Origin of the sequence: Luteibacter pinisoli (genome assembly GCF_006385595.1) — a bacterium.
GTDB lineage: Bacteria > Pseudomonadota > Gammaproteobacteria > Xanthomonadales > Rhodanobacteraceae > Luteibacter > Luteibacter pinisoli.
The window spans coordinates 745,813-765,641 of record NZ_CP041046.1 but is presented as its reverse complement, the minus strand read 5'-3'; the positions used below and the strand labels follow the sequence as shown (position 1 = coordinate 765,641).

At 67.5% G+C, this 19,829-nt stretch carries 18 protein-coding genes; 3 read left to right on the top strand and 15 right to left on the bottom strand.

The window, feature by feature from the left end:
• Nucleotides 1-5: 5 nt before the first annotated feature.
• Complete coding sequence (gene dusB, locus FIV34_RS03380) at nt 6-992, top strand: tRNA dihydrouridine synthase DusB (protein WP_139985649.1); 987 nt, start codon at nt 6-8, stop codon at nt 990-992.
• On the opposite strand, the gene FIV34_RS03375 is transcribed toward dusB, so the two are convergent.
• The 11 genes from FIV34_RS03375 to FIV34_RS03325 all read right to left on the bottom strand — a co-directional run bounded on the left by FIV34_RS03375 (nt 989) and on the right by FIV34_RS03325 (nt 12,039).
• Complete coding sequence (locus tag FIV34_RS03375) at nt 989-1,954, bottom strand: Dyp-type peroxidase (RefSeq protein ID WP_246058738.1); 966 nt, start codon at nt 1,952-1,954, stop codon at nt 989-991. The two genes, dusB and FIV34_RS03375, sit on opposite strands and share 4 nt — an antisense overlap.
• Before the next feature lie 14 nt (nt 1,955-1,968).
• Nucleotides 1,969-2,832, bottom strand: a complete 864-nt coding sequence (locus FIV34_RS03370; protein ID WP_246058737.1) for a hypothetical protein — start codon at nt 2,830-2,832, stop codon at nt 1,969-1,971.
• Between the two features lie 13 nt (nt 2,833-2,845).
• Nucleotides 2,846-3,610 (bottom strand): SDR family oxidoreductase, encoded by a 765-nt coding sequence (locus FIV34_RS03365; protein ID WP_139979675.1) that lies wholly within the window; start codon nt 3,608-3,610, stop codon nt 2,846-2,848.
• Between the two features lie 193 nt (nt 3,611-3,803).
• On the bottom strand, nt 3,804-5,090 hold the full coding sequence (locus FIV34_RS03360; RefSeq protein WP_139979672.1) for a dicarboxylate/amino acid:cation symporter: 1,287 nt from the start codon (nt 5,088-5,090) through the stop codon (nt 3,804-3,806).
• An 11-nt stretch (nt 5,091-5,101) separates the two neighbouring features.
• On the bottom strand, nt 5,102-5,983 hold the full coding sequence (locus tag FIV34_RS03355) for an amidohydrolase family protein (RefSeq protein WP_211352702.1): 882 nt from the start codon (nt 5,981-5,983) through the stop codon (nt 5,102-5,104).
• The gene (locus FIV34_RS03350) at nt 5,976-6,665 is read right to left on the bottom strand and encodes a 4-carboxy-4-hydroxy-2-oxoadipate aldolase/oxaloacetate decarboxylase (RefSeq protein ID WP_211352764.1); all 690 of its coding nucleotides are present in this window, start codon (nt 6,663-6,665) and stop codon (nt 5,976-5,978) included. The genes FIV34_RS03355 and FIV34_RS03350 overlap by 8 nt, the downstream gene beginning before the upstream one ends.
• Entirely contained in the window at nt 6,665-7,387 is a 723-nt protein-coding gene (locus FIV34_RS03345) for a PIG-L deacetylase family protein (protein WP_139979668.1), read from the bottom strand. The genes FIV34_RS03350 and FIV34_RS03345 overlap by 1 nt, the downstream gene beginning before the upstream one ends.
• A 23-nt stretch (nt 7,388-7,410) precedes the next feature.
• Nucleotides 7,411-8,469 (bottom strand): 4-oxalomesaconate tautomerase, encoded by a 1,059-nt coding sequence (locus tag FIV34_RS03340; RefSeq protein WP_139979666.1) that lies wholly within the window; start codon nt 8,467-8,469, stop codon nt 7,411-7,413.
• A gap of 138 nt (nt 8,470-8,607) precedes the next feature.
• Entirely contained in the window at nt 8,608-9,522 is a 915-nt protein-coding gene (locus tag FIV34_RS03335) for a LysR substrate-binding domain-containing protein (protein ID WP_211352701.1), read from the bottom strand.
• A gap of 55 nt (nt 9,523-9,577) precedes the next feature.
• Nucleotides 9,578-10,897 (bottom strand): carbohydrate porin, encoded by a 1,320-nt coding sequence (locus FIV34_RS03330; RefSeq protein WP_139979664.1) that lies wholly within the window; start codon nt 10,895-10,897, stop codon nt 9,578-9,580.
• Between the two features lie 116 nt (nt 10,898-11,013).
• Entirely contained in the window at nt 11,014-12,039 is a 1,026-nt protein-coding gene (locus FIV34_RS03325; protein ID WP_139979662.1) for a glycoside hydrolase family 15 protein, read from the bottom strand.
• Between the two features lie 167 nt (nt 12,040-12,206).
• On the opposite strand from FIV34_RS03325, the gene FIV34_RS03320 reads away from it, so the two are divergent.
• Nucleotides 12,207-14,543 (top strand): FdhF/YdeP family oxidoreductase, encoded by a 2,337-nt coding sequence (locus tag FIV34_RS03320; RefSeq protein WP_139979660.1) that lies wholly within the window; start codon nt 12,207-12,209, stop codon nt 14,541-14,543.
• Complete coding sequence (gene fdhD / locus FIV34_RS03315) at nt 14,533-15,360, top strand: formate dehydrogenase accessory sulfurtransferase FdhD (RefSeq protein WP_139979658.1); 828 nt, start codon at nt 14,533-14,535, stop codon at nt 15,358-15,360. The genes FIV34_RS03320 and fdhD overlap by 11 nt, the downstream gene beginning before the upstream one ends.
• On the opposite strand, the gene FIV34_RS03310 is transcribed toward fdhD, so the two are convergent.
• Genes FIV34_RS03310 through fusA form a run of 4 tightly spaced genes read right to left on the bottom strand, consistent with a single transcriptional unit; the run spans nt 15,357 to nt 19,516 of the window.
• On the bottom strand, nt 15,357-15,692 hold the full coding sequence (locus FIV34_RS03310) for a DUF7009 family protein (RefSeq protein WP_139979656.1): 336 nt from the start codon (nt 15,690-15,692) through the stop codon (nt 15,357-15,359). The two genes, fdhD and FIV34_RS03310, sit on opposite strands and share 4 nt — an antisense overlap.
• The gene (gene mobA / locus FIV34_RS03305) at nt 15,689-16,219 is read right to left on the bottom strand and encodes a molybdenum cofactor guanylyltransferase (RefSeq protein WP_139979654.1); all 531 of its coding nucleotides are present in this window, start codon (nt 16,217-16,219) and stop codon (nt 15,689-15,691) included. Before mobA ends, FIV34_RS03310 begins: the two co-directional genes overlap by 4 nt.
• Nucleotides 16,216-17,412 (bottom strand): molybdopterin molybdotransferase MoeA, encoded by a 1,197-nt coding sequence (locus FIV34_RS03300; RefSeq protein WP_139979652.1) that lies wholly within the window; start codon nt 17,410-17,412, stop codon nt 16,216-16,218. Before FIV34_RS03300 ends, mobA begins: the two co-directional genes overlap by 4 nt.
• A 37-nt stretch (nt 17,413-17,449) precedes the next feature.
• On the bottom strand, nt 17,450-19,516 hold the full coding sequence (gene fusA / locus FIV34_RS03295; RefSeq protein ID WP_139979650.1) for an elongation factor G: 2,067 nt from the start codon (nt 19,514-19,516) through the stop codon (nt 17,450-17,452).
• Nucleotides 19,517-19,829 lie beyond the last annotated feature (313 nt).

Sequence of the window (19,829 nt, the reverse complement as noted above, 5' to 3'; positions counted from 1 at the left end):
CCGCCATGCGCATCGGCCCCTACTCCATCGCGCCCGCCGTGGTGCTCGCGCCCATGGCCGGCGTGACCGACAAGCCCTTCCGCCTCCTCTGCAAGCGCATGGGGGCCGGTCTCGCCGTGTCTGAGATGACGACCGCGGATCCGCGGCTGTGGAATACCCGCAAGTCGCTGCGCCGGATGGACCACGAGGGCGAGCCGGAGCCGGTGAGCGTGCAGATCGCGGGTTACGACCCGGGCATGCTGGCCGACGCCGCCCGCTACAACGCCGATAACGGCGCGCAGATCGTCGACATCAACATGGGTTGCCCGGCCAAGAAGGTGTGCAACGTGTGGGCCGGGTCGGCGCTGCTGCAGGACGAGCCGCTGGTCCGGCGCATCCTCGAGGCGGTGGTGAAGTCGGTGGATATCCCGGTGACGCTGAAAATCCGCACCGGCTGGGACCGCGACAACCGCAACGCCCTCACCATCGCCCGCATCGCGCAGGACGCCGGCATCGCCGCGCTCGCCGTGCACGGCCGCACCCGTGCGGACAAGTACGAAGGCGATGCCGAGTACGCGACCATCGCGGCAGTGAAGGCCAGCGTGTCGATTCCCGTGCTGGCCAACGGCGACATCACCACGCCGGACAAGGCCCGCGAGGTGCTCGCCGCCACCGGCGCCGACGCCATCATGGTCGGTCGCGGTGCGCAGGGCCGGCCGTGGATCTTCCGCGAGATCGCCCACCACCTGGCAACGGGTGGCTACCTGCCCGAGCCCGGCCCGGGCGAGGTGCGCGACATCCTCGTCGGCCACCTCGAACACCTCTACGCCTTCTACGGCGAAGTGATGGGCGTGCGCATCGCCCGCAAGCACCTGGGCTGGTACGCCAAGGATCGCCCGGAAAACACCGCGTTCCGCCACGTGGTGAATCGCGCTGAAGATGCCGCCACCCAGCTGCGCCTCACGCGCGAATACTTCGACGCGCTCGAGGCCGGCGTTTCGCTCGCCGCCTAAACCTTCTCGAGGAAGTTGGCGGATGGCGCGAAGAACAGCGTCCCCGTCGCCGGCGTACTGAAATCGAGCAAGCGGTCGTAGTTGCCCGGCGGGTTGCCGATGAACATGTTCACCAGCATGCGTTCGATGCGCGAGGGTGAGCGCGAATACCCGATGAAGTAGGTGCCGAACTCGCCCTTGCCGACTTCGCCGAAGGGCATGTTGTCGCGGACGATCTTCACCTCCTCGCCATCCTCTTCGATGTTGGTCAGCACGTTGTGGGCATACGGTGCCTTGGCGCTGTCCTCGAACTCGACGTCCGACAGCTTGCGCCGCCCGATGATCGTTTCCTGCCGTTCCACGGTCAGCGCGTTCCACGCGGCCATGTCGTGCAGGTACTTCTGCACGATGACATAGCTGCCACCGACGAAGGCCGCATCCTCATCGCCTACGGTCGTGGCGTCGACGGCCGCCGGGCCGACCGGATTCTCGGTGCCATCGACGAAGCCGAGCAGGTCGCGTTCATCGAAGTATTTAAAGCCGTGCACCTCGTCCGCCGTGCCCACATGGGCGCCGATACGCTCCATGACCTGCGCGGCAAGTTCGAAGCACAGATCCATGTGGGTGGCGCGGATATGGAAGAGCAGGTCGCCGGGCGTCGAAGGCGCGTGGTGCACGCCATGCAGTTCACGGAACGGGTGCAGGCCCGCCGGGCGCGGGCCGGGGAAGAGTCGGTCCCACGCGGCGGAGCCAAAACCCATCACGCACGATAGGCGGCGCTCGGGGTGGCGGAAGCCAATCGCCCGCGCGATCCCGGCGATATCGCCGCACAGGGAACGCACCGCATCCTCAGCCTCGCCACCCGGGTTCATCACCACGACCAGGAACAATGCCGCCTGGGTCAGCCGTGCCGTCACCGGCTGGCTCGTCACTACGCTCATCATGTCCCCCACGCCCATCAGGGCTTCCAGTCGACCATCCACGCTTCGAACCGATCTTACCCGCGCGCAGGGATGGGATAACCGGCAAGCCAGAGCGCGACGTTCTCGGCGTACCGCCGGATGGAGCGTTGCGCCTCGGGAGACGCGGCCAGCGCGTGGCCGGGGGCTTCACTGACGAAGCTGGGCGAGCCCGTGCCCGGATCCCAGTTGTAATCGGCGAAATGGTGGAACGTGGACTGGGCGATGGCCGGGCCGATGCGTGGGGAGGGCTCGAAGGCGACCGCCAGGTTGAAGGCCCGCCCGCTCATGGCGCTGCGACCCGTGGCGATGACGCGTGCGGAGTCGTCATCCGCCGGCTTGCCCACGCCACCTTCGTGCGGGTGCGACGGGAGGTACGCCACGTCCTGCAGCACCGGGTGAAGCGGCAGCAGCGCCGCGATGCGCTGGTAGTCGCCATTGGCACCCGAGTGATAGTTCGGCCAGGAGATATCGGTGGTGATCGTGTCGTCGTTCTGGTGGCGCGACGGATCGGGATCCAGGTGCTTCGTATGGAAGTAGTGCGCGGCCCCCACCCCACCGAGCGTACACACCGAGCTGCCCAGGTCCATGTGATCGCGGGCCACCAGCAAGCCGCCGCCACGTTCACGGAACCGGCCGATGGCTTCGCAATCTTCCGACGTGAGCCCATCGCCGACGTCGACAGCAAACAGCCAAAGCTCGTCGTAGGTGGAGGCATCCAGCTGCGAGAGGACGCTGTCCGGTGCATCCACCGGGTCGCGGTCGCGCGCGGTGACGTCGAACAGCACCTCGCCGTCCTCGCCGCGCATCCCCGCCAGGGTGTCGCGGAGCATGCCGAAACGGCCGATGTGCCAGTCGTCCTCGGCATACGGGATGGTGGACTGCATGAGGATGCGTTTCACGATGGATCCCTCGTTACCAGCTGGCGCGAGCGTATTCTGAGCCATGCAGCCAGGTGGTGAAGCCCACCGGGCACAGCCGTGCTTCCTCGCAGGGCACCAGCGAACCTTCGTCCAGCGTGGCGCCAAAGTACAGCGCCGCCGCGTCGGTCACCACTTCGAAGGGTGCCTCCACGTCTTCCAGGAAGCGTTTCACGATCTCCGACATCCGTTCGCGCTCCGGCCCGGCCATCTCGATGGTCGCGTTCAGCGGCGAGCCTTCCGCCAGCAGCGCCATCGCGTCGGCCACGTCCGTGGACGCCACGGGCTGGATATAGGCCGGGGACAGCCGGAGTGCCTGGTTGGCGACGGCGGCTTCGACGATGGCCAGCAGGAACTCGTAGAACTGCGTCGCATGCAGGATGGTGAACGGGATGCCGGAATCCCGGATCATCGCCTCCGCATGCGCCTTGCCGCGAAAGTACGGGCTATCCGCCAGCCGCTCGGTGCCGACCACGGAGATCGAGACATGGTGGCCAACACCGGCGCGCTTCTCCGCCGCCAGCAGGTTGGCCGTGCCGATCGTGAAGAATTCGTACGACGACTCACCGTACGGTGCGACGGCGTTTGTCGCGTCGACGACGACGTCCGCGCCAGCGAGCGCCGCCTCCAGCCCCGCGCCGCTGATGATGTCCACGCCGGTGCGACGCGAGGCCACCCGGACGTCGTGGCCGTCTTCACGGAGCTTGCGGACGATGCTGCGCCCGACCAGGCCGTTGCCGCCTACCACTACGATGTTCATGGGGCACCTCCGCTGACGCCACGACCTGTCCCTGCAAAGGCTACGGCGGGCATGCGGTGCGCGGTAGGGATGGGCCGGTACACATCACGTTGCCCGGCGCGCAACAGTGCGACACCCGCGCGCTACTCTGGCAGCGCGCGGGGGTGGTCGTCTTGAAGGATCCGCCGGTTCGAAGCTGGCGAGCGCGGTGGAATCAGGCCTTCTTCAGCGCCGCGGCGAGCTTGGTGCGGTCCAGCTCCTTTTCCCAGGCGCAGACCACGATGGCGGCCACGCCGTTGCCGACGAGGTTGGTCATCGCCAGGCCGGTGCCGAGGAAACGATGGATGCCGAGGATGAGCACCATGCCGGCCACCGGCACCACGGGGACGACGCTGAGCGTGGAAGCAAGCATCACCAGCGCGGCGCCGGCCACGCCCGAGGCACCCTTCGAGGTGAGCATGCCGACGATGGCGACGGTGATCTGCTGCTCGAGCGTCAGGTCGATGTTCAGCGCCTGGGCGATGAACAGGATCGACATCGTCAGGTAGATGTTGGTGCCGTCCAGGTTGAACGAGTAACCCGTGGGCACGACAAGGCCAACGGTTTCCTTCGGGCAGCCGGCCACTTCCATCTTGCGCATCAGCGGCGCCAGCACCACTTCCGACGAGCTCGTGCCGAGAACGATCAGCAACTCGTCCTTGATGTACGCACAGAAGCGCAGGATGCTGAAACCGCACAGGCGGCCGACGATGCCAAGGATCAGCACCACGAAAATGATGCAGACGACGTAGAAGCTGCCGATCAGTTCCATCAGCGGCACCAGGGCCACCACGCCGTACTTGCCGATGGTGAAGGCGATGGCACCGAAGGCACCTATCGACGAGACCGCCGTGATGTAGTGGACGATCTTGAAGAACACCTGCGCACCGGCCTCGATCACGTCGTACACCGGCTTGCCACGCTCACCGATGGAAGCGAGCGCGCAACCGAAAAGCACCGAGATGAGCAGGATCGACAGCACGTCGCCGTGGGCGAAGGCGTTGACAAAGGTCGTGGGGATGATCGACAGCAGGAAGTCGATCGACTCGATGTTGTGGCCCTGGGCGACGAACGACGCCACCTCGTTGGCCTTCAGCGTGGTGGGGTCGACGTTGAAGCCGGTGCCAGGGTGGAAGATATGCCCCGCGACCAGGCCAAAGAACAGCGCCACCGTGGAAATCACTTCGAAGTAGAGCAGCGCCTTGCCACCGACCCGGCCCACCTTGCGCATGTCGCGCATGCCGGCGATGCCGGTGACCACGGTGCAGAAGATGATCGGCCCGATCACCATCCGGATCAGTGCGATGAACGCATCGCCGAAGGGCTTCATCGCCACGGCGTAGCGCGGCGACAGGTAACCGAGGATGACGCCCAGGATCACCGCCACCAGCACCTGCACGTAAAGCTGGCGGTAGAACGGCTTGCGCGGCTGCGCTGGCGGGAGGGTGGCGGTGTTGGGCATGGTCACGCTCTTCAGGTGAAGTCGTACAGGCGCGCGGGATTAGCCACGAGCAGGCGATGGCGCAGGTCTTCGTCGGGGCAGAAGCGGAACATCAGGTCCACCAGGCCACCATCGTTCGGCATGTCCTTCGAGATATTCGGATGCGGGAAGTCCGTACCCCACAGCACGCGGTCGGGGGCGGCCTCGATCAGGGCCTGCGCGAACGGGATGGCATCGTCGAACGGGCGCTTGCCCACCGAGACGCGCTCCGCACCGCAGACCTTCACCCATGCGAGCGGGTTGTCGCGCATCAGGCCGAGAAGCAGCTGGAACGGCTCCTGCGCCACACCTTTGGCCGCCTGGACGCGGGCCATGTGATCGATGACGAAGGGAACGCGGATGTGTGCCAGGACGTCCTGCAGTTCGACGATGTCCTGCGCATCCAGGTGCAGCACCACGTGCCAGCCCATCTCGGCCACGCGATCCAGCACGCGCCAGAACACCTTCATGTCCGGACGGCCACCCAGGTGCTGCACGAAGTTGAAGCGGACGGCGCGCACGCCGCCTTCATCCAGCGCGCGAAGGCTGGCTTCGTCGATGCCGTCATCGACGATGGCCACGCCACGGTAACGGCCGTTGCCGCGCGCGATGGCGTCGAGCATGGCGGTGTTGTCGGTGCCGTGGCAGCTGGCCTGGACGATCACGCCACGATCGAAACCGAGGAAGTCGTGCAGGGCGACGAGATGTTCATAGGGTGCATCGGGCGGCGTGTAGCTACGGTCCGGTGCATAGGGGAACCGGTCGGCCGGCCCGAAAACGTGGCAGTGCGCGTCGCACGCGTTCGCGGGCATCGCCTGCAGCGGCTTCGTCGGGTTCGGATCGGGGGGCAGGCAGCTCTTCAGGGGATCAGTCATTCGGTACGTCGTCCACATAGCGCAGGCCGGCTTCCGCCAGGCGCGGGCGCATATCGTAAATATCCAGGCCCAGCTCGCCCGCCGCAAGGCGTTCGCGCTTGGCTTCTTCGTTGAGCACGCGCTTGCGCGATGCGGCGATGGCCGACTCCACGCTGGCGTGCGGCACCACGACCACGCCGTCGTCGTCGGCCACGATGGCATCACCCGCCTTCACGAGCTGGCCGCCGATGACCACCGGCACGTTGACCGAGCCGAGCGTGGCCTTGACCGTGCCGCGCGCATGCACGGCCTTCGCCCACACGGGGAAGCCCATGCGGCGCAGTTCCGCGCTATCGCGGACGCCGGCGTCGATCACGAGGCCGACGACGCCGCGGGCGACCAGCGAGGTGGCGAGCAGGTCGCCGAACATGCCGTCGGTGTTTTCCGTGGTGCAGGCCACCACGAGCACATCGCCCGGGCGGCATTGTTCCACCGCGACGTGGAGCATCCAGTTATCGCCCGGCTGCGCCAGCACGGTCACCGCGGATCCGGCGATCGCACGATCCTGCTGGATCGGCTGGATCGGCGGCAGGAACAGGCCGACGCGGCCCTGGGCCTCATGCACGGTGGCCACGCCCATCGAGGCGAGGGTCTCGGCCTGTTCGGGCGTGATGGAGGGACGATTGCGGACCACGACGCCCATCATGCCAGCGTTCCCTGGGTGACGTGCGGGAAGACGCGCTGGAAAGCCTCGGCGTACTTGATCTTGAAATCGGAATTGCGCGAGGCCTGGGCACCTCGCTGCAGGCCCACGCGGGTGTAGTACTCCCACAGGTGTTCCTGCGCGGCCATGGTTTCGAAGGCGGCCTGCTTCTTCTCCCACACCGAGGAGATGTCCAGGAACAGCTCCGGCTTCCACTCGCACTGTTCCGGCTGGTGCGGCTCGAACAGGAACACCGGCGGCGCGCCGATCACCGGCACGGACGGCTCGTGGCCGTGGGCCTGGGCCACCACGCGTGCTTCCTGGGCCACGTGCGTGGCGAGGGGATGGTCGAAGTTGTACGGATCCTTCAGCGAGTGGCTGAGCACGAAGGACGGGCGCAGCTCGCGATAGATCTTCGCCAGGTGGAACACGACGTCGAGGTCGGCGCGCATCGGGTAATCGCCGATGTCGAGGAATTCCACGCTCGCGCCAAGGATGGCGGCGGCTTCCTGCGCCTCGCGGCGGCGGTCGGTCTTCACCTTCTCCATCGTCATGCCGGGCACGCGCCAGAGCTTGGCGGACTCACCGCGCTCGCCGAACGAGAGGCACACGATATGCACTTTCCAGCCCTGCTCAGCGTGCAGGGCGATGGCGCCGCCCGCACGCCACACGAAGTCGGCGGAGTGGGCGCTGACGATCAACGCGGTCTTGGTCTCGGACATGGGTGGGTCTCCGTGGGAAGGGATCAGGAAGAAACGGGCACGCTGCCGCGCATCAGCAGGCGGGCGGTGCGCAGCAGCGCGGCGCGGACGACGCGGCCGTTCTCGAGGCCGAGTTCCACGCTGAATTCGCCGGTGGGGTGTTCAATCGAAAGCTTGCGTGCGTCGCCCTGCCCCGGCTCGGCGAGGTCGGCGGCGACGGTGCCCGGCATGACGGCCGCCGTGGCGACCGTCACGGCACCAAGCACGCCGATGGACGTGTGGCAGTCGTGCGGGATGAAGGTACGGGTCCCGAGCGCGCCGCCGTGGCGCGGCTTCGACACCAGGGTGATCTTCGGCACGGGCTTGCCGGAGACGTCGCCGAGGTTCATCAGCGGGCCGGCTTTCAGGCGCAGCGCTTCGATGCGCGCCTTGAGTTCGCCGTTCGCGTCGAGGTCGTCCGGGCGCTCGTCACCGCTCACGCCGAGGTCGGCGGCGGCGATCAGCATCACCGGCATGCCGTTGTCGATCAGCGTCACTGCCACGCCATCGATGGTGTCGCGCAGGTTGCCCGTGGGCAGCAGTGAGCCGGACAGCGAGCCCTCGGTGTCGAGGAAGCCGCAGGTGACCGGCGCGGCCGGCCGCGGCACGCCATCGATACGCGCGTCGCCGTCGTAAAGCGGTTTGCGTCCGGGCGTCTGGATGGTGATCTCGGCAATGACGCCGGTGTTGATCGTGCGCACGCGGCGGGTCGTGGTGCCTTCGTCCGCCGTCAGCAGGCCCGCTTCGATCGCGGCCGGCAGGGCAGCGGCAAGCATGTTGCCGCAGTTCGGCGTGGTGTCGACCTTGGCTTCGGCGATGCCCACCTGGCCAAACAGGAAATCCAGGTCAGCCACCCCGTCGGTCGGCACCGAAAGGATGCCGAGCTTGCTGGTGAGCGGCTTCGCGCCGCCGAGGCCGTCGATCTGCCGCTCGTCGGGGGAGCCCATGACCGCCAGCAGCACGGCGTCGCGGGTGTCGATGTCGGAAGGAAGGTCGGATGCGCGGAAGAACGGCCCCTTGGAGGTGCCTCCGCGCATATACCAGCAGGGGATTTCGTGCGACATCGGTTTACATCACGGCGCTAGATCGGTTTGGACGATGGTCCTCACCCCGGCCGGGACGAACAACGCGATATGCCGCTTATCTGCTATGCACGCCTTGCATGGGTCGCTTCAACACATGCAGATGTTGCATCGCAACACTCACCGGTCGGCGTCGAGCCGGCCCTCGGCGATGAGCTCGTCGACGATCTCCAGCGCCTTCTCGGTGATCGGGCTGGTCGGCCGCTGGGTGGGCGTGGCCACCACCAGGCGCGTCGTGATCTGCGGCATGACGATGGGCACCGCCCGCAGGTTCTGCTCGCCACGGCGGGCGAGCAACGCGTTGCGCGAAAGCACGCCGTAGCCGACGCCGCGCTCCACCAGGTCCAGCAGCGAGCGCACCGAATCGATTTCCAGGCGGATATCGAGCGCCACGCCGTAGCGCGCGGCATCGGTTTCGATCAGCTGCCGCACCGAATGCAGCGGCGAGGGAATGATCAGCGGGTACTGGCCCAGCGTGGCCAGCGGCACCGCATCCGGCAGCACGCGCTCGTCGCGGGTGTTGCCGATGAGGTTCAGTTCTTCGGAATGCACGTGGCGGAAGCGCATGTTCGCGTTCACCGCCGGGTTGTACAGCAGCGCGCAATCCAGCCGGCCCAGCTGCAGCCATTCGAGCAGGCTGGCACTGAGTGCTTCGACGACGCTGATCTGCGCCTGCGGGTAGCGCTCGCGGAAGCGCATCACCAGTTCCACCGTGAGCGTGGAGCCCACGCTGGGCGGCAGGCCGATGGCGAGCTTGCCTGCGTAGACGCCGCGACTCTGGCCCAGCGACAGGCGGGCGACTTCCACCTGGCGCAGGATGCCGCGCCCGTGCTCGACCAGCTCACGCCCCGCATCGGTGGGCACCACGCCACGGCCATTGCGTTCGAGCAAGTGGCTGCCCAGCTCGATTTCGAGCTGGCGCACCTGGCGGCTGAGCAGCGACTGCGACACATCGAGCGTGGCGGCCGCACGGGTGAGGCTGCCGAATTCGACGATGCGGATGAAGCTCTGCAGGTGTTTCAGGTCCAAGGTCACGACGCGCGGCAGCCGACGATGGCCCGATTATGTGCCCTGCGAGGTCGCTTGCGCGTCATTGGCTGCCCGGGCCGCCCATGTTCACCATGACCCGCAGGCCGATGACGATGGCATTGGCCGGCACCCGGCGCACGCCCACGGTGTTGCCCAGCACGTCCGGATGGACGATGTACTGCAGGTTGGGCACCAGGCTCACCACCGGGAACAGCTTGTAGCTGTAGTTGAGCTCGGTCATCAGCTCGTCGCGCTTGAAGTGGCCATCGCCCTTGTTCTTCGTGATCAGGTCGTCTTCGTAACCCACGGCCTTGCGGCTGAAGCGGAACCAGGTGGCCTGCAGGCCCAGGGAATCGGTGGGCCGATTGCGCGACAGACCCGTCCACAGGAACCCGGCGGTGGATTGCAGCGTGTAGTTTTCCGCGTTATCCAGCGGGCCGGTGAGCGAGCCGAACACGGCAAGGTTGCGCGTATTGGTGTTCGGATCGGGCTTCCACACCACCTTGTCGGCCAGCACATAGAGGCCGTAGCGGCCACCGTCGTAGCTGCGTGCCGTGCCGCCGAGCAGGGCGCGATGCTGGCCCTTGCTGTTGAGTTCGGGGTCGGTGAACGGCGCGGAGTTGTACCAGCCGCCGATCTTCAGGTGCTCCGGATACGGGTTGGTCGCGAAGCTGGTTTCGTAACCGACTTCCACCGGGATCATCACGCCGGTGGCGTTGTTGAGGCCCCAGTTGAGTCCGTTGTTGTTGCGCCGATCGGGGTTCACTTCGAACGCACCGACCGAGATGTAACGCGCATCCGGCTGGTACTTCACGCGCGCACCCCAGTTCACATAGGGGAAGCCGCTGAAGCCGCCGGAGGTATTCGTGAGCTGGTAGGGGCAATCCGGCGCGCTGACGAAACGGCAGCCGTAGGTCGAACGCGCGAACTGCCACGTGGCGTTCAGGCGTCCGGCCAGCAGGTTGACGTGGCTGTCCTTGAACTGCTGTTCCCAGCTCAGCTGGGCGAGTTCCCATTGGCGCTTCGGATACCAGTAGCCCTGGATCTTCTGCAGCACGCCGATATCGTCGGCTGCCACGCTATGGCCGTAGTAGCGCGCAAAGGTCACGTGGATCTTGCCGCCCTCGATGCCGGCGAGCTTGCCCATGTCGAGGTCGGCGCCGCCGACCGCACCACCGCCGTTGGTGGCACCCAGGCGCTCGCCGCCGCGGACGCTGGCAGCCCAGTCGTTCGCCCACACGAAGCGCAACGAGATGCCCATGTCGCGCAGGTGGTCCACCGGGCCGCCGTCATCGTTCGGTTTGGCGGGCGTGGTCTGCGCGCTGGCGGCCGTGGCGGCCAGCGTGGCAAGGAGGGCGAACGTAAAGCGGCGTAGCGTCATCGATGGGTCCCCGGTGCCGTTGAATCGGCGAAAGCGGGGCGATGCTCGCCGCCCGGGGGCCTTGGGAACAACGCGATGGGCAACCTATCAGGTATGCGCGTTATGCATGTCTTGCGTTACGCCATGCGTTTTGTGCATTGCAGCACGGGCGCCGAGGCGTCGGCCACCTGCCGCAAACCCTCGGGTAGCCCCAGCGTGCCGTAGCGCAGCACGTAGGCTTCGAGGGTGCGAAGAAAGGCATCGTCGAACGACCAGCGCTCGTGATCCGCCCCCTGCGCGGCCTGCTCGACCACCTGGGCGAGCAGCGAGACGCACTCGCCGCGGTAGCCCAGGTCGAGGAAAGCGGCTGCGGCACGCGTGGCCTGGATGCACGGCGCGCGGACGAATCCGAGCGAACCGGGCTCGTCGACGACCAGCCCAGCCTCGCTGCACAACAGCTTCAGTTCCAGCGCCTCGCGCAGACGCGCGTCGAAATCCTCGCCCTTGTAGCGGCAACGATCGCTCCACCACGCCCAGTAATGGATGGTGTCACCGAGCGCGTGCAAGGCCCCGGCGGCCAGCGCGGGACCACCCTGGACCGGCGCATCCGCGATGACGAAGGCCACGCTTTCACCGGCGGCGAGATGGACGTGCGTGGCGACCGAATCGGCGCCAGCCTCGGCGCCCAGTGCCCGCGAGCACGCCATGAACCAGCCGTCGTCGGTGGTGGCTTCGTGCTTGTCGGCATGGACAACACGCCCTGCGCAGACGAGGCGGAACGATGCCGAACCTTCCGTGCAGCTGACGATCCGGATAAAGCGCCCGGCCGGCATCGCTTCCGGCTGGCCCGGGCGGCCTTCGGCCACGCTCATGAAGTCGGCCACGCGCAGTTCGACGCCGTCGGCGTGTCCCACGGTTTCGAGCACGTTGGTGCCCGGGACGTAGGCGGCTACCCAGCTGACGTCACCGTCGAGGTCCAGGCCGAGCAGGGGCGACCCGGCGCTTGAGGCGCGCAGCACCCCTGCCGCCCGGTCAAGGGCCAGCGACGCGAGCGACGCATCGGCGGCCACGCGGCCGACACCACGGGTGTCGCCAATGGCAAGGCCGAGCGGTGCCGGGCCGGCGCCATCAACGGCGGCGAGCCTGGTCAGGTGCAGGGTCATAAGGCGGTTCCTGGCGCCGGGGGAGGGACGCCGAGCGGCGCGAAGGTTGGGGGCGCAGGCGACAAATCGACGTGAAACTTTTGTTGTATCCGCATGGGGCGGTTAAGTCGCGGCGCGGGCCACGGCGTAGAATGGCAAGACATCAGAACTTCTTGCGAACCAGGCCCATGAGCGACGAGCGCGTCCCCGGTATCGACGAGTACGACAGCCCGGCCGGTGGCTGGGGCGCGCTTGGCGCCGTCGCACGCGCATTGAGCGGGCAGATGGCGCTCGCCCGCGAATCCATCGCGCTGCACAAGGTGAACCAGCCGGAAGGGTTCGACTGCCCCGGCTGCGCGTGGCCCGATCCCAAGGAGACGTCGTCGTTCGAGTTCTGCGAGAACGGCGCCAAGGCCGTTTCGTGGGAAGCCACGGCCAAGCGTGTGCGCCCGGAGTTCTTCGCGAAGAACACGGTGACCGACCTGTGGAAGCTGAGCGACTACGCGCTGGAGGGCCTCGGCCGCCTGACGCATCCGATGGCCTACGACCCGGGCACCGACACGTTCCAGCCCGTGGCATGGGACGAAGCGTTCCGCCGTATCGGCGAAGGGCTGCGCGCCCTGCCCGATCCGAACATGGCCGAGTTCTACACCTCGGGCCGCGCGTCGAACGAAGCGGCCTTCCTCTACCAGCTGTTCGTCCGTGAGTACGGCACCAACAACTTCCCCGACTGCTCGAACATGTGCCACGAGGCCACCAGCGTCGGCCTGCCGAAGTCGGTGGGCTCGGGCAAGGGGACGGTGACCCTCGAGGACTTCGACCACTGCGACGCCATTTTCTGCATCGGCCACAACCCGGGCACGAACCACCCGCGCATGCTCTCCACGCTGCGCGAGGCGTCGCTGCGCAACGTGCCCATCGTCGTGATCAACCCCATGCCCGAGCGCGGCCTGGAGCGTTTCACCTCACCGCAGCACCCGGTGGAAATGCTCACCGGCAAATCCGTGCGCATTGCCTCCACCTATTACAAGGTGAAGATCGGCGGCGACGTGGCCGTGCTCAAGGGCATGATGCGTTACCTGGTGGAAGAAGATGCCATCGCGCGACAGGCTGGCCTTCCGCCGGTGCTCGACCACGAGTTCATCGCCGCGAACACGCTTGGCTTCGATGCCCTGGTGCAGGACGTACTGAACACCGACTGGGCCGACATCGAACGCTGCAGCGGCCTGACCCGTAGCGAGATTGAATACGCCGCATCGATCTACGCGAAGGCGAAGGCCGTGATCGTCTGCTATGGCATGGGCATCACCCAGCACCAGCACGGCACCGAGAACGTCCAGCAGATCGCCAACCTGTTGCTGATGCGCGGCAACATCGGCCGCGAAGGCGCGGGCATCTGCCCCCTGCGCGGCCACAGCAACGTGCAGGGCGACCGGACGGTGGGCATCACCGAGAAGCCCAACGCCGAGCTCAACGAAGGCATCCGCCGCACCTACGGCTTCGAGCCGCCGGTGGCGCACGGGCACGATGCGGTGGCCTCGATCATCGCCATTCGCGAGGGCCGTTCGAAAGCGATGATCGCACTGGGTGGCAACCTCGCGGTGGCCATGCCGGATACCGAAGAAACCTTCATGGCGATGCGCAAGCTCGACCTGGCCGTGCACATCGCCACCAAGCTCAATCGCTCGCACCTGCTGCTGGCGAAGGAATCGATCATCCTGCCCTGCCTGGGCCGCACGGAGCTCGATGTGCAGGCGACCGGGCCGCAAGCGGTGACGGTGGAAGATTCCATGTCGATGGTGCACGCGTCGGCCGGCACGCTGAAGCCGGCCTCGGAGCACCTGCGCTCGGAACCGTGGATCGTCGCCGGCATCGCGAAGGCCACCCTGCCCCACACCCGGGTGGACTGGGAGCGCCTCGCCGGCGACTACAACCTGATCCGCGACGACATCGAAAAAGTGTTTCCGATCTTCTACGACTTCAACCAGCGGGTGAACGTGCCGGGCGGTTTCCGCCTCCGCGTCGCCGCCAGCGAGCGCGACTGGGCGACGCCGGAGAAGCGCGCACACTTCCTGCTGGCACGCGGGCTCGACGAGGACGACCGGGTCGAGGAAGGCGGCCTGATGCTGACGACGATTCGCTCGCACGACCAGTACAACACCACGATTTACGGCCTCAACGATCGCTACCGCGGCGTGACCGGCCGCCGCGATGTCGTCTTCCTGCACGCCAGCGACCTCGCTGCGCGGGGGCTGAAGCACGGCGATCGCATCGATATCCTTGCCACCGGCCGCAATATCGCCGATGGCCGGCAGCGCGCCGTGCGCGGCTTCACCGCCGTGGCCTACGACATCGCCGAAGGCTCGGTGGCCATGTATTACCCGGAAGGCAACGCGCTCATCTCGCTGGAGAACCACGACAGCCACTCCGGCACGCCCACGTACAAGTCAGTGCCCGTACGCGTCGTCGCCTCCACCGAACCCGCCCCGAAAACCCGCCGCCCGCACACCGCCCATGCGACCTGAACACACCACACCCCTCGGCAGCGCCTCCCGCCCGGTCACCCGCTACGAGCGTGGCCGCATCACGCAGGATGACGACCGCCTGGCGGAAGAGATCCCGGTGGCCCTTCACTTCAACGGCAAGCCGTTCGCCGTGATGATGGCCTCGCCCGTGGACCTGGAAGATTTCGCCCGCGGCTTCGCGTTGACGGAGAACCGCGTCAGCGACGTCCGCGAGATCACTGCCATCGAGATCCATGAAGGCCTCGAAGGCATTTCCATCGACGTCGTGACGGCGCAGGCGGCCGCCAACGATGCCCCGGTGGTGCCGGAACGGAACATCCCCGGGCGCAGCGGCTGTGGCATCTGCGGCACGCGCGAGCTTGAAGACGTGATCCGTCGCCCACGCCCCGTCGCCGCCGGCACCACCGTCACGCCCGACGCGATTGAGCGCGCGCTGGAAGCCCTGCGCGCCGAGCAGCCGATCAATGCGTTCACCGGCTCGGTGCATGCCGCCGCGTGGGCACGCACCGATGGCTCACTCATGGTGGTGCGCGAAGACGTCGGCCGGCATAACGCGCTGGACAAGCTGATCGGCGCGATGACCCGCCGCGGCATCGACCCGCGCGAAGGCTTCGCCGTGATCACCAGCCGCGCCAGCTACGAGATGGTGACCAAGGCGGCCGTCGCGGGGATCACCGTGCTGGTGGCCATTTCGGCGCCAACGGCCCTGGCCGTCGCACTGGCCACCGATTGCGGCATGACCCTGGCGGGGTTCGCCCGCCCGGGCCGCTTCAACGTCTACAGCCGCCCGGAGCGGATCCGCGACGCCGGCCTTTAACGGCGGCGTTTCAGGCTGTCCTTGATGTCCACATCAAGCACCACCGTGGTGGCCACGGTGTCGTTGCCCGGGATGTCGTAGACCAGGCCCTCTTTGGCCGGTAGCCGGGCTTTCAGCTCCGCGAGGTGCGCCAGGGGCACTTCGAGGCGCCATTCGTGCGCATTGCCATCAAGCACGCAGGCCGGGCTATTGGTGGCGTCGATGGCGTAGCGCATGGTGAAGGCCCGGCCAAAGGCCGTGGAACCCATCAGGGCCACGTTGTCGAGCAGTTCGGCCAGCTCGTCCTCGTCGATGCGGACGCGGATCGTGTCGTTTTCCAGCTGCACTCTCATGCGTTCGCCTCGCGCCAGTCGTCGGGGGTGTTGCAGTTCACCAGCGTCCGCGTATCGACGCCGTCGAGCGAAAGTGTGGCCACGCCTACGCGGGCCTGCAAGGCGGAGACGGAGCAGTCGCGTCCCTCCAGCCCCAGCATCTCGGCCAGGGTCGCGCGCGTGATCGCGTCCAGCGTCAGCCGCATCGGCAACGGGTGGCCCGCCCAGCGTGTGGCGCGCATGCGCTGCTCGTCGCGCAGGCGCGCCAGCGTGGCGACTTCGAGCGCGGGCATGTCCACCGGCACGATGAGCAGTTCGCCATCCATCAGCTGCGCCGCCACGCTGGCGATGCCGCCGATGGGGCCTTTGCCCGGCCACCTGTCGGGGATGCCGCCATCGCGTGCGCCGCTGATCACGATGCGCTCCGCCCCGGCCTCGACCAGGACGTCTCGCGTTCGCTCCAGCAAGGTACGGCCGTCGATGCGAAGCAAGGCCTTGTCTTCGCCCATGCGTGAGGAAAGGCCACCTGCGAGAATGACGCCGATCATGGCGCGGCCGCCGGATCCAGCGGCCACGCATCGACGACGTCGCCAAAGGCGCTATCCGCGGCAAGCCATGCATTCGCCTGGGTAAACGGCACGATCCGGTAGGCCGCCTGGTTACGCTGGACGCACGCCACCTGGCGCCCCTCGGCATCCGGCGCGACCCGGCCCAGCGCGAAATGCTGCAGCCCCGGGCGTGCCTCATAGGCTTCGTCGAGGCGTACGCGCTGGGGCTGTTCGGGCGGCAGGCCTGCCATCGCCCGCAACACAGGTGCGACGAAGAAGCGGTGGCCGACGGCAACGGCGATGGGATTGCCCGGCAGGCCAAGCACGAGGGGGCCATCGTCGAAGCGGGCGGCGAGAATCGGTTTGCCCGGACGGATGGCGACCTTATGGAACAGTTCGCGCGCGCCCATCGCTTCAAGGGCCGATGGCACGAAGTCGAAACGGCCCGCCGAGACGGCACCGGTCGTGAGGATCAGGTCAGCACCGGCGGCCCGCGCATCCGCCACGGCATGGTGAAAGGCATCGCCCGTATCGCGAACACGACGGCGCGGGAGTGCCTCGACACCCCATGACGCCATCATCGCCTCGAGGAACGGGCCATTGGAATCGTGGATGCCACCGTCGGGAAGCGGCCCGCTGGCATGCAGCTCGCTACCGGTGTTGATGATCGCCACGCGCGGCCGGCGCACCACGGTGAGCTCGTCGATGCCGAGGGCGGCGAGGAGCATGATGGCCGCGGCGTCGATGCGGCGGCCGGCACGGAGCGCGACGGCGCCCGCGGCGATGTCGCCGCCTGTGCGGCGAATGTTCTGGCCGCGCTTTTCATCCTGCATCAACTGCACGCTGTCGCCGTTGCGCTCGCAACGTTCGACCGGGACCACGGTATCGAACCCGTCCGGCACGCGCGCGCCGGTGGCGATTTCGCAGGCATCGCTGCCGGGCCATGCGGCGGTGTCGTCACCGGCAGCTTGCATGCCCGCGACGGTGAACCGCGTACCAGCGGGTAGATCGCCCTCGCCGGAGCGGATGGCGAACCCGTCCATCGCGGCGTTATCAAACGACGGCAGGGAAAGCGGACTGGTGATGTCCGCGCCAAGAAGGCGTCCCGCGGACACGGAAAGGCCCACCCGCTCGGTACCGAGCGGGTGGGCTTCACGGACTAACGTGGCTAGGGCTTCGGCATACGTGAGCATGCCCGAAGCGTACAGGGATCACGCGACCGGCGGGCTGTCAGGCCTGCTTGCGGGCTTCCTGCACCGTGGCCGGCCGGTAGGCATGGAACGCCACCGTCGCGGACGCACGGCCCTGGCTCAGGCTGCGCAGGGTGGTGCTGTACCCGTCGAGCTGGGCCAGCGGCACGTCGGCTTCGATCTCCGTGCGCTCCTGCTTGTCGGTCAGGTTCACGATCTGGCCACCGCGACGCTGCAGGTCGCCCAGCACGTCACCCACCGCCACGCCCGGCGCGGACACCGAAACACGCATCACCGGCTCAAGCAGCACGGTACCCGTGGCTTCGAGGGCCGACCGCACCGCGATCTGCGCGGCGCGATGGAACGCGGCTTCGTTCGAATCCACGGCATGCGCCTGGCCATCGAGCACCAGCACCTCCGCACCCACCACCGGGTAGCCACGCGGGCCTTCCAGCAGCGCCTGCTCCGCGCCCTTCTGCACCGACGACTGGAACTGCTTCGGGATGACGCCGCCGGTCGTGCGGTCTTCGTAGCGGTTCGCATCGCCTTCCACGGGCGACACGGACAACACGACCCGCGCGAACTGGCCGCTGCCACCGGTCTGCTTGGCGAGCTTGCCTTCCACCGGGCCCGACGGCCTGGCCGGCGTTTCCTGGTAGGCCACCCGCGGCGAACCCGTGCGCACCTGCACGCCCCATTCGCGGCGCAGGCGTTCCACCATGACTTCGAGGTGGAGTTCGCCCATGCCCCAGACCAGGGTTTCGCCGGTTTCCGGGTCCGTGCTGACACGGAAGGACGGATCCTCCTGTGCCAGGCGCGCCAGCCCGTTGCCGAGCTTCAGCAGGTCGGCCGAGCGCTCCGGTGACAACCGCCACGACAGCACCGCCGGCTGCGCCTGGATGGTTTCCAGCCGCACGTGGTGATGCGTATCGGCCAGCGTTTCGCCGGTGGCGACATCCTTCCAGCCCATGATCGCGACGATATCGCCCGCCTCGGCCGACTCCACCGCCTCGGTGTCGTCAGCGCGCACCACGGCGAGACGGCCGACGCGCTGCGTACGCTCGCTGCCACTGCGCCACACGGCATCGCCGACATGCAGGCGGCCCGAGTACACGCGCACGAAGGCCAGCGGACCATGCGACTGGTTCACCACCTTGAAGACCAGGGCGGCCAGCGGCGCCGCGGCATCAGGTGCAACCTGGATGTCGCCGTGGTCGGTATGGCCAACGACGGACGGACGATCCAGCGGCGACGGCAGGTACGCCACGAACGCGTCAAGCAGCGGCTCGATGCCCACGTTACGGAAGGCCGAGCCGGGCAGCACCGGCTGGCCAAGGCCGGCCAGCGTGCCACGACGCAGCGCCGCCGTGAGCGCCTCGGCGTCCACGGGCTTTTCCGCCAGCCACAGTTCGGCCAGGTCATCGTCCTTGTCCGCGATCGCGGCGATCAGCTCGGCGCGCGCATTCGCATGCGCGGCGCGCTCATCGGCGCTCCACGGGGTGATGACGGGCGTGCCCTTTTCGTCGAACAGCCAGGTGCGCTCCGCCACCAAGTCCACGAGGCCCACGATGTGTTCACCGTCGATGACCGGCTGCGCCACGACCCAGGGGTTGGCACCCAGCTTTTCGCGCATCTGCACCAGCGTCGCGTCGAAATCCGCGCCGGGCCGGTCCATCTTGTTCACGAAGGCCATCAGCGGCACGCCATGGCGGCGCGCCTGGTGCCACACGGTTTCCGATTGCGGCTGCACGCCGGCCACGCCGGAGAACACCACGACCGCGCCGTCGAGCACGCGCAGCGAACGCTCCACCTCGATGGCGAAGTCGATGTGCCCGGGCGTGTCGATCAGCGTGAGGCGATGCGGCAGGCCGCCTTCCGGCGTCCAGTTGGCGCGCACGGCTGCGGCGCCGATCGTGATGCCACGCTCGCGCTCGAGTTCCATATGGTCGGTGGTGGTCGCGCCATCGTGCACCTCACCGGTGCGATGGATCGTGCCGGTCTTGTAGAGAAGGCGCTCGGTGAGCGTGGTTTTGCCTGCGTCGACATGGGCGATGATGCCGAGGTTGCGCCAACGGCCGACGGGAATAGTGGTATCGCGGGTACTCATGGTTGAACAGTTCCATTCGGGACGCCAGGGGCTCGGTCCGTGTGACGAGCGAGGCATGCCCCCGAAGCTTTCCCGTCGCCCCTGGCGTGGGTGGGACGGGTCAGGATCAGGGTTCGCGGCAGTTCTTCATGGCACGGTGCTCCGGTAGTGGGCTTGTAGAAATCGGGGATCGGCGGAAATCGAGGCAAAAAAAAACACCCTCGCGGGTGCTTTTTGACAGGCATTCGAGACCGGGCGCCTTACGGCGTAGGGCCTGACATGGCGCGCGCGCACCCGCGACGCGCCCATGGGGCGATCGTTGGCAGGTGGATCA

What these genes read in the sequence shown, in the direction of transcription:
- FIV34_RS03340 (WP_139979666.1), bottom strand. Translation starts at nt 8,469, where the DNA reads ATGTCGCACGAAATCCCCTGCTGGTATATGCGCGGAGGCACCTCCAAG.
- FIV34_RS03365 (WP_139979675.1), bottom strand. Translation starts at nt 3,610, where the DNA reads ATGAACATCGTAGTGGTAGGCGGCAACGGCCTGGTCGGGCGCAGCATC.
- FIV34_RS03320 (WP_139979660.1), top strand. Translation starts at nt 12,207, where the DNA reads ATGAGCGACGAGCGCGTCCCCGGTATCGACGAGTACGACAGCCCGGCC.
- FIV34_RS03310 (WP_139979656.1), bottom strand. Translation starts at nt 15,692, where the DNA reads ATGAGAGTGCAGCTGGAAAACGACACGATCCGCGTCCGCATCGACGAG.
- fdhD (WP_139979658.1), top strand. Translation starts at nt 14,533, where the DNA reads ATGCGACCTGAACACACCACACCCCTCGGCAGCGCCTCCCGCCCGGTC.
- FIV34_RS03345 (WP_139979668.1), bottom strand. Translation starts at nt 7,387, where the DNA reads ATGTCCGAGACCAAGACCGCGTTGATCGTCAGCGCCCACTCCGCCGAC.
- FIV34_RS03350 (WP_211352764.1), bottom strand. Translation starts at nt 6,665, where the DNA reads ATGGGCGTCGTGGTCCGCAATCGTCCCTCCATCACGCCCGAACAGGCC.
- dusB (WP_139985649.1), top strand. Translation starts at nt 6, where the DNA reads ATGCGCATCGGCCCCTACTCCATCGCGCCCGCCGTGGTGCTCGCGCCC.
- FIV34_RS03325 (WP_139979662.1), bottom strand. Translation starts at nt 12,039, where the DNA reads ATGACCCTGCACCTGACCAGGCTCGCCGCCGTTGATGGCGCCGGCCCG.
- FIV34_RS03300 (WP_139979652.1), bottom strand. Translation starts at nt 17,412, where the DNA reads ATGCTCACGTATGCCGAAGCCCTAGCCACGTTAGTCCGTGAAGCCCAC.
- FIV34_RS03330 (WP_139979664.1), bottom strand. Translation starts at nt 10,897, where the DNA reads ATGACGCTACGCCGCTTTACGTTCGCCCTCCTTGCCACGCTGGCCGCC.
- FIV34_RS03355 (WP_211352702.1), bottom strand. Translation starts at nt 5,983, where the DNA reads ATGACTGATCCCCTGAAGAGCTGCCTGCCCCCCGATCCGAACCCGACG.
- mobA (WP_139979654.1), bottom strand. Translation starts at nt 16,219, where the DNA reads ATGATCGGCGTCATTCTCGCAGGTGGCCTTTCCTCACGCATGGGCGAA.
- FIV34_RS03360 (WP_139979672.1), bottom strand. Translation starts at nt 5,090, where the DNA reads ATGCCCAACACCGCCACCCTCCCGCCAGCGCAGCCGCGCAAGCCGTTC.
- fusA (WP_139979650.1), bottom strand. Translation starts at nt 19,516, where the DNA reads ATGAGTACCCGCGATACCACTATTCCCGTCGGCCGTTGGCGCAACCTC.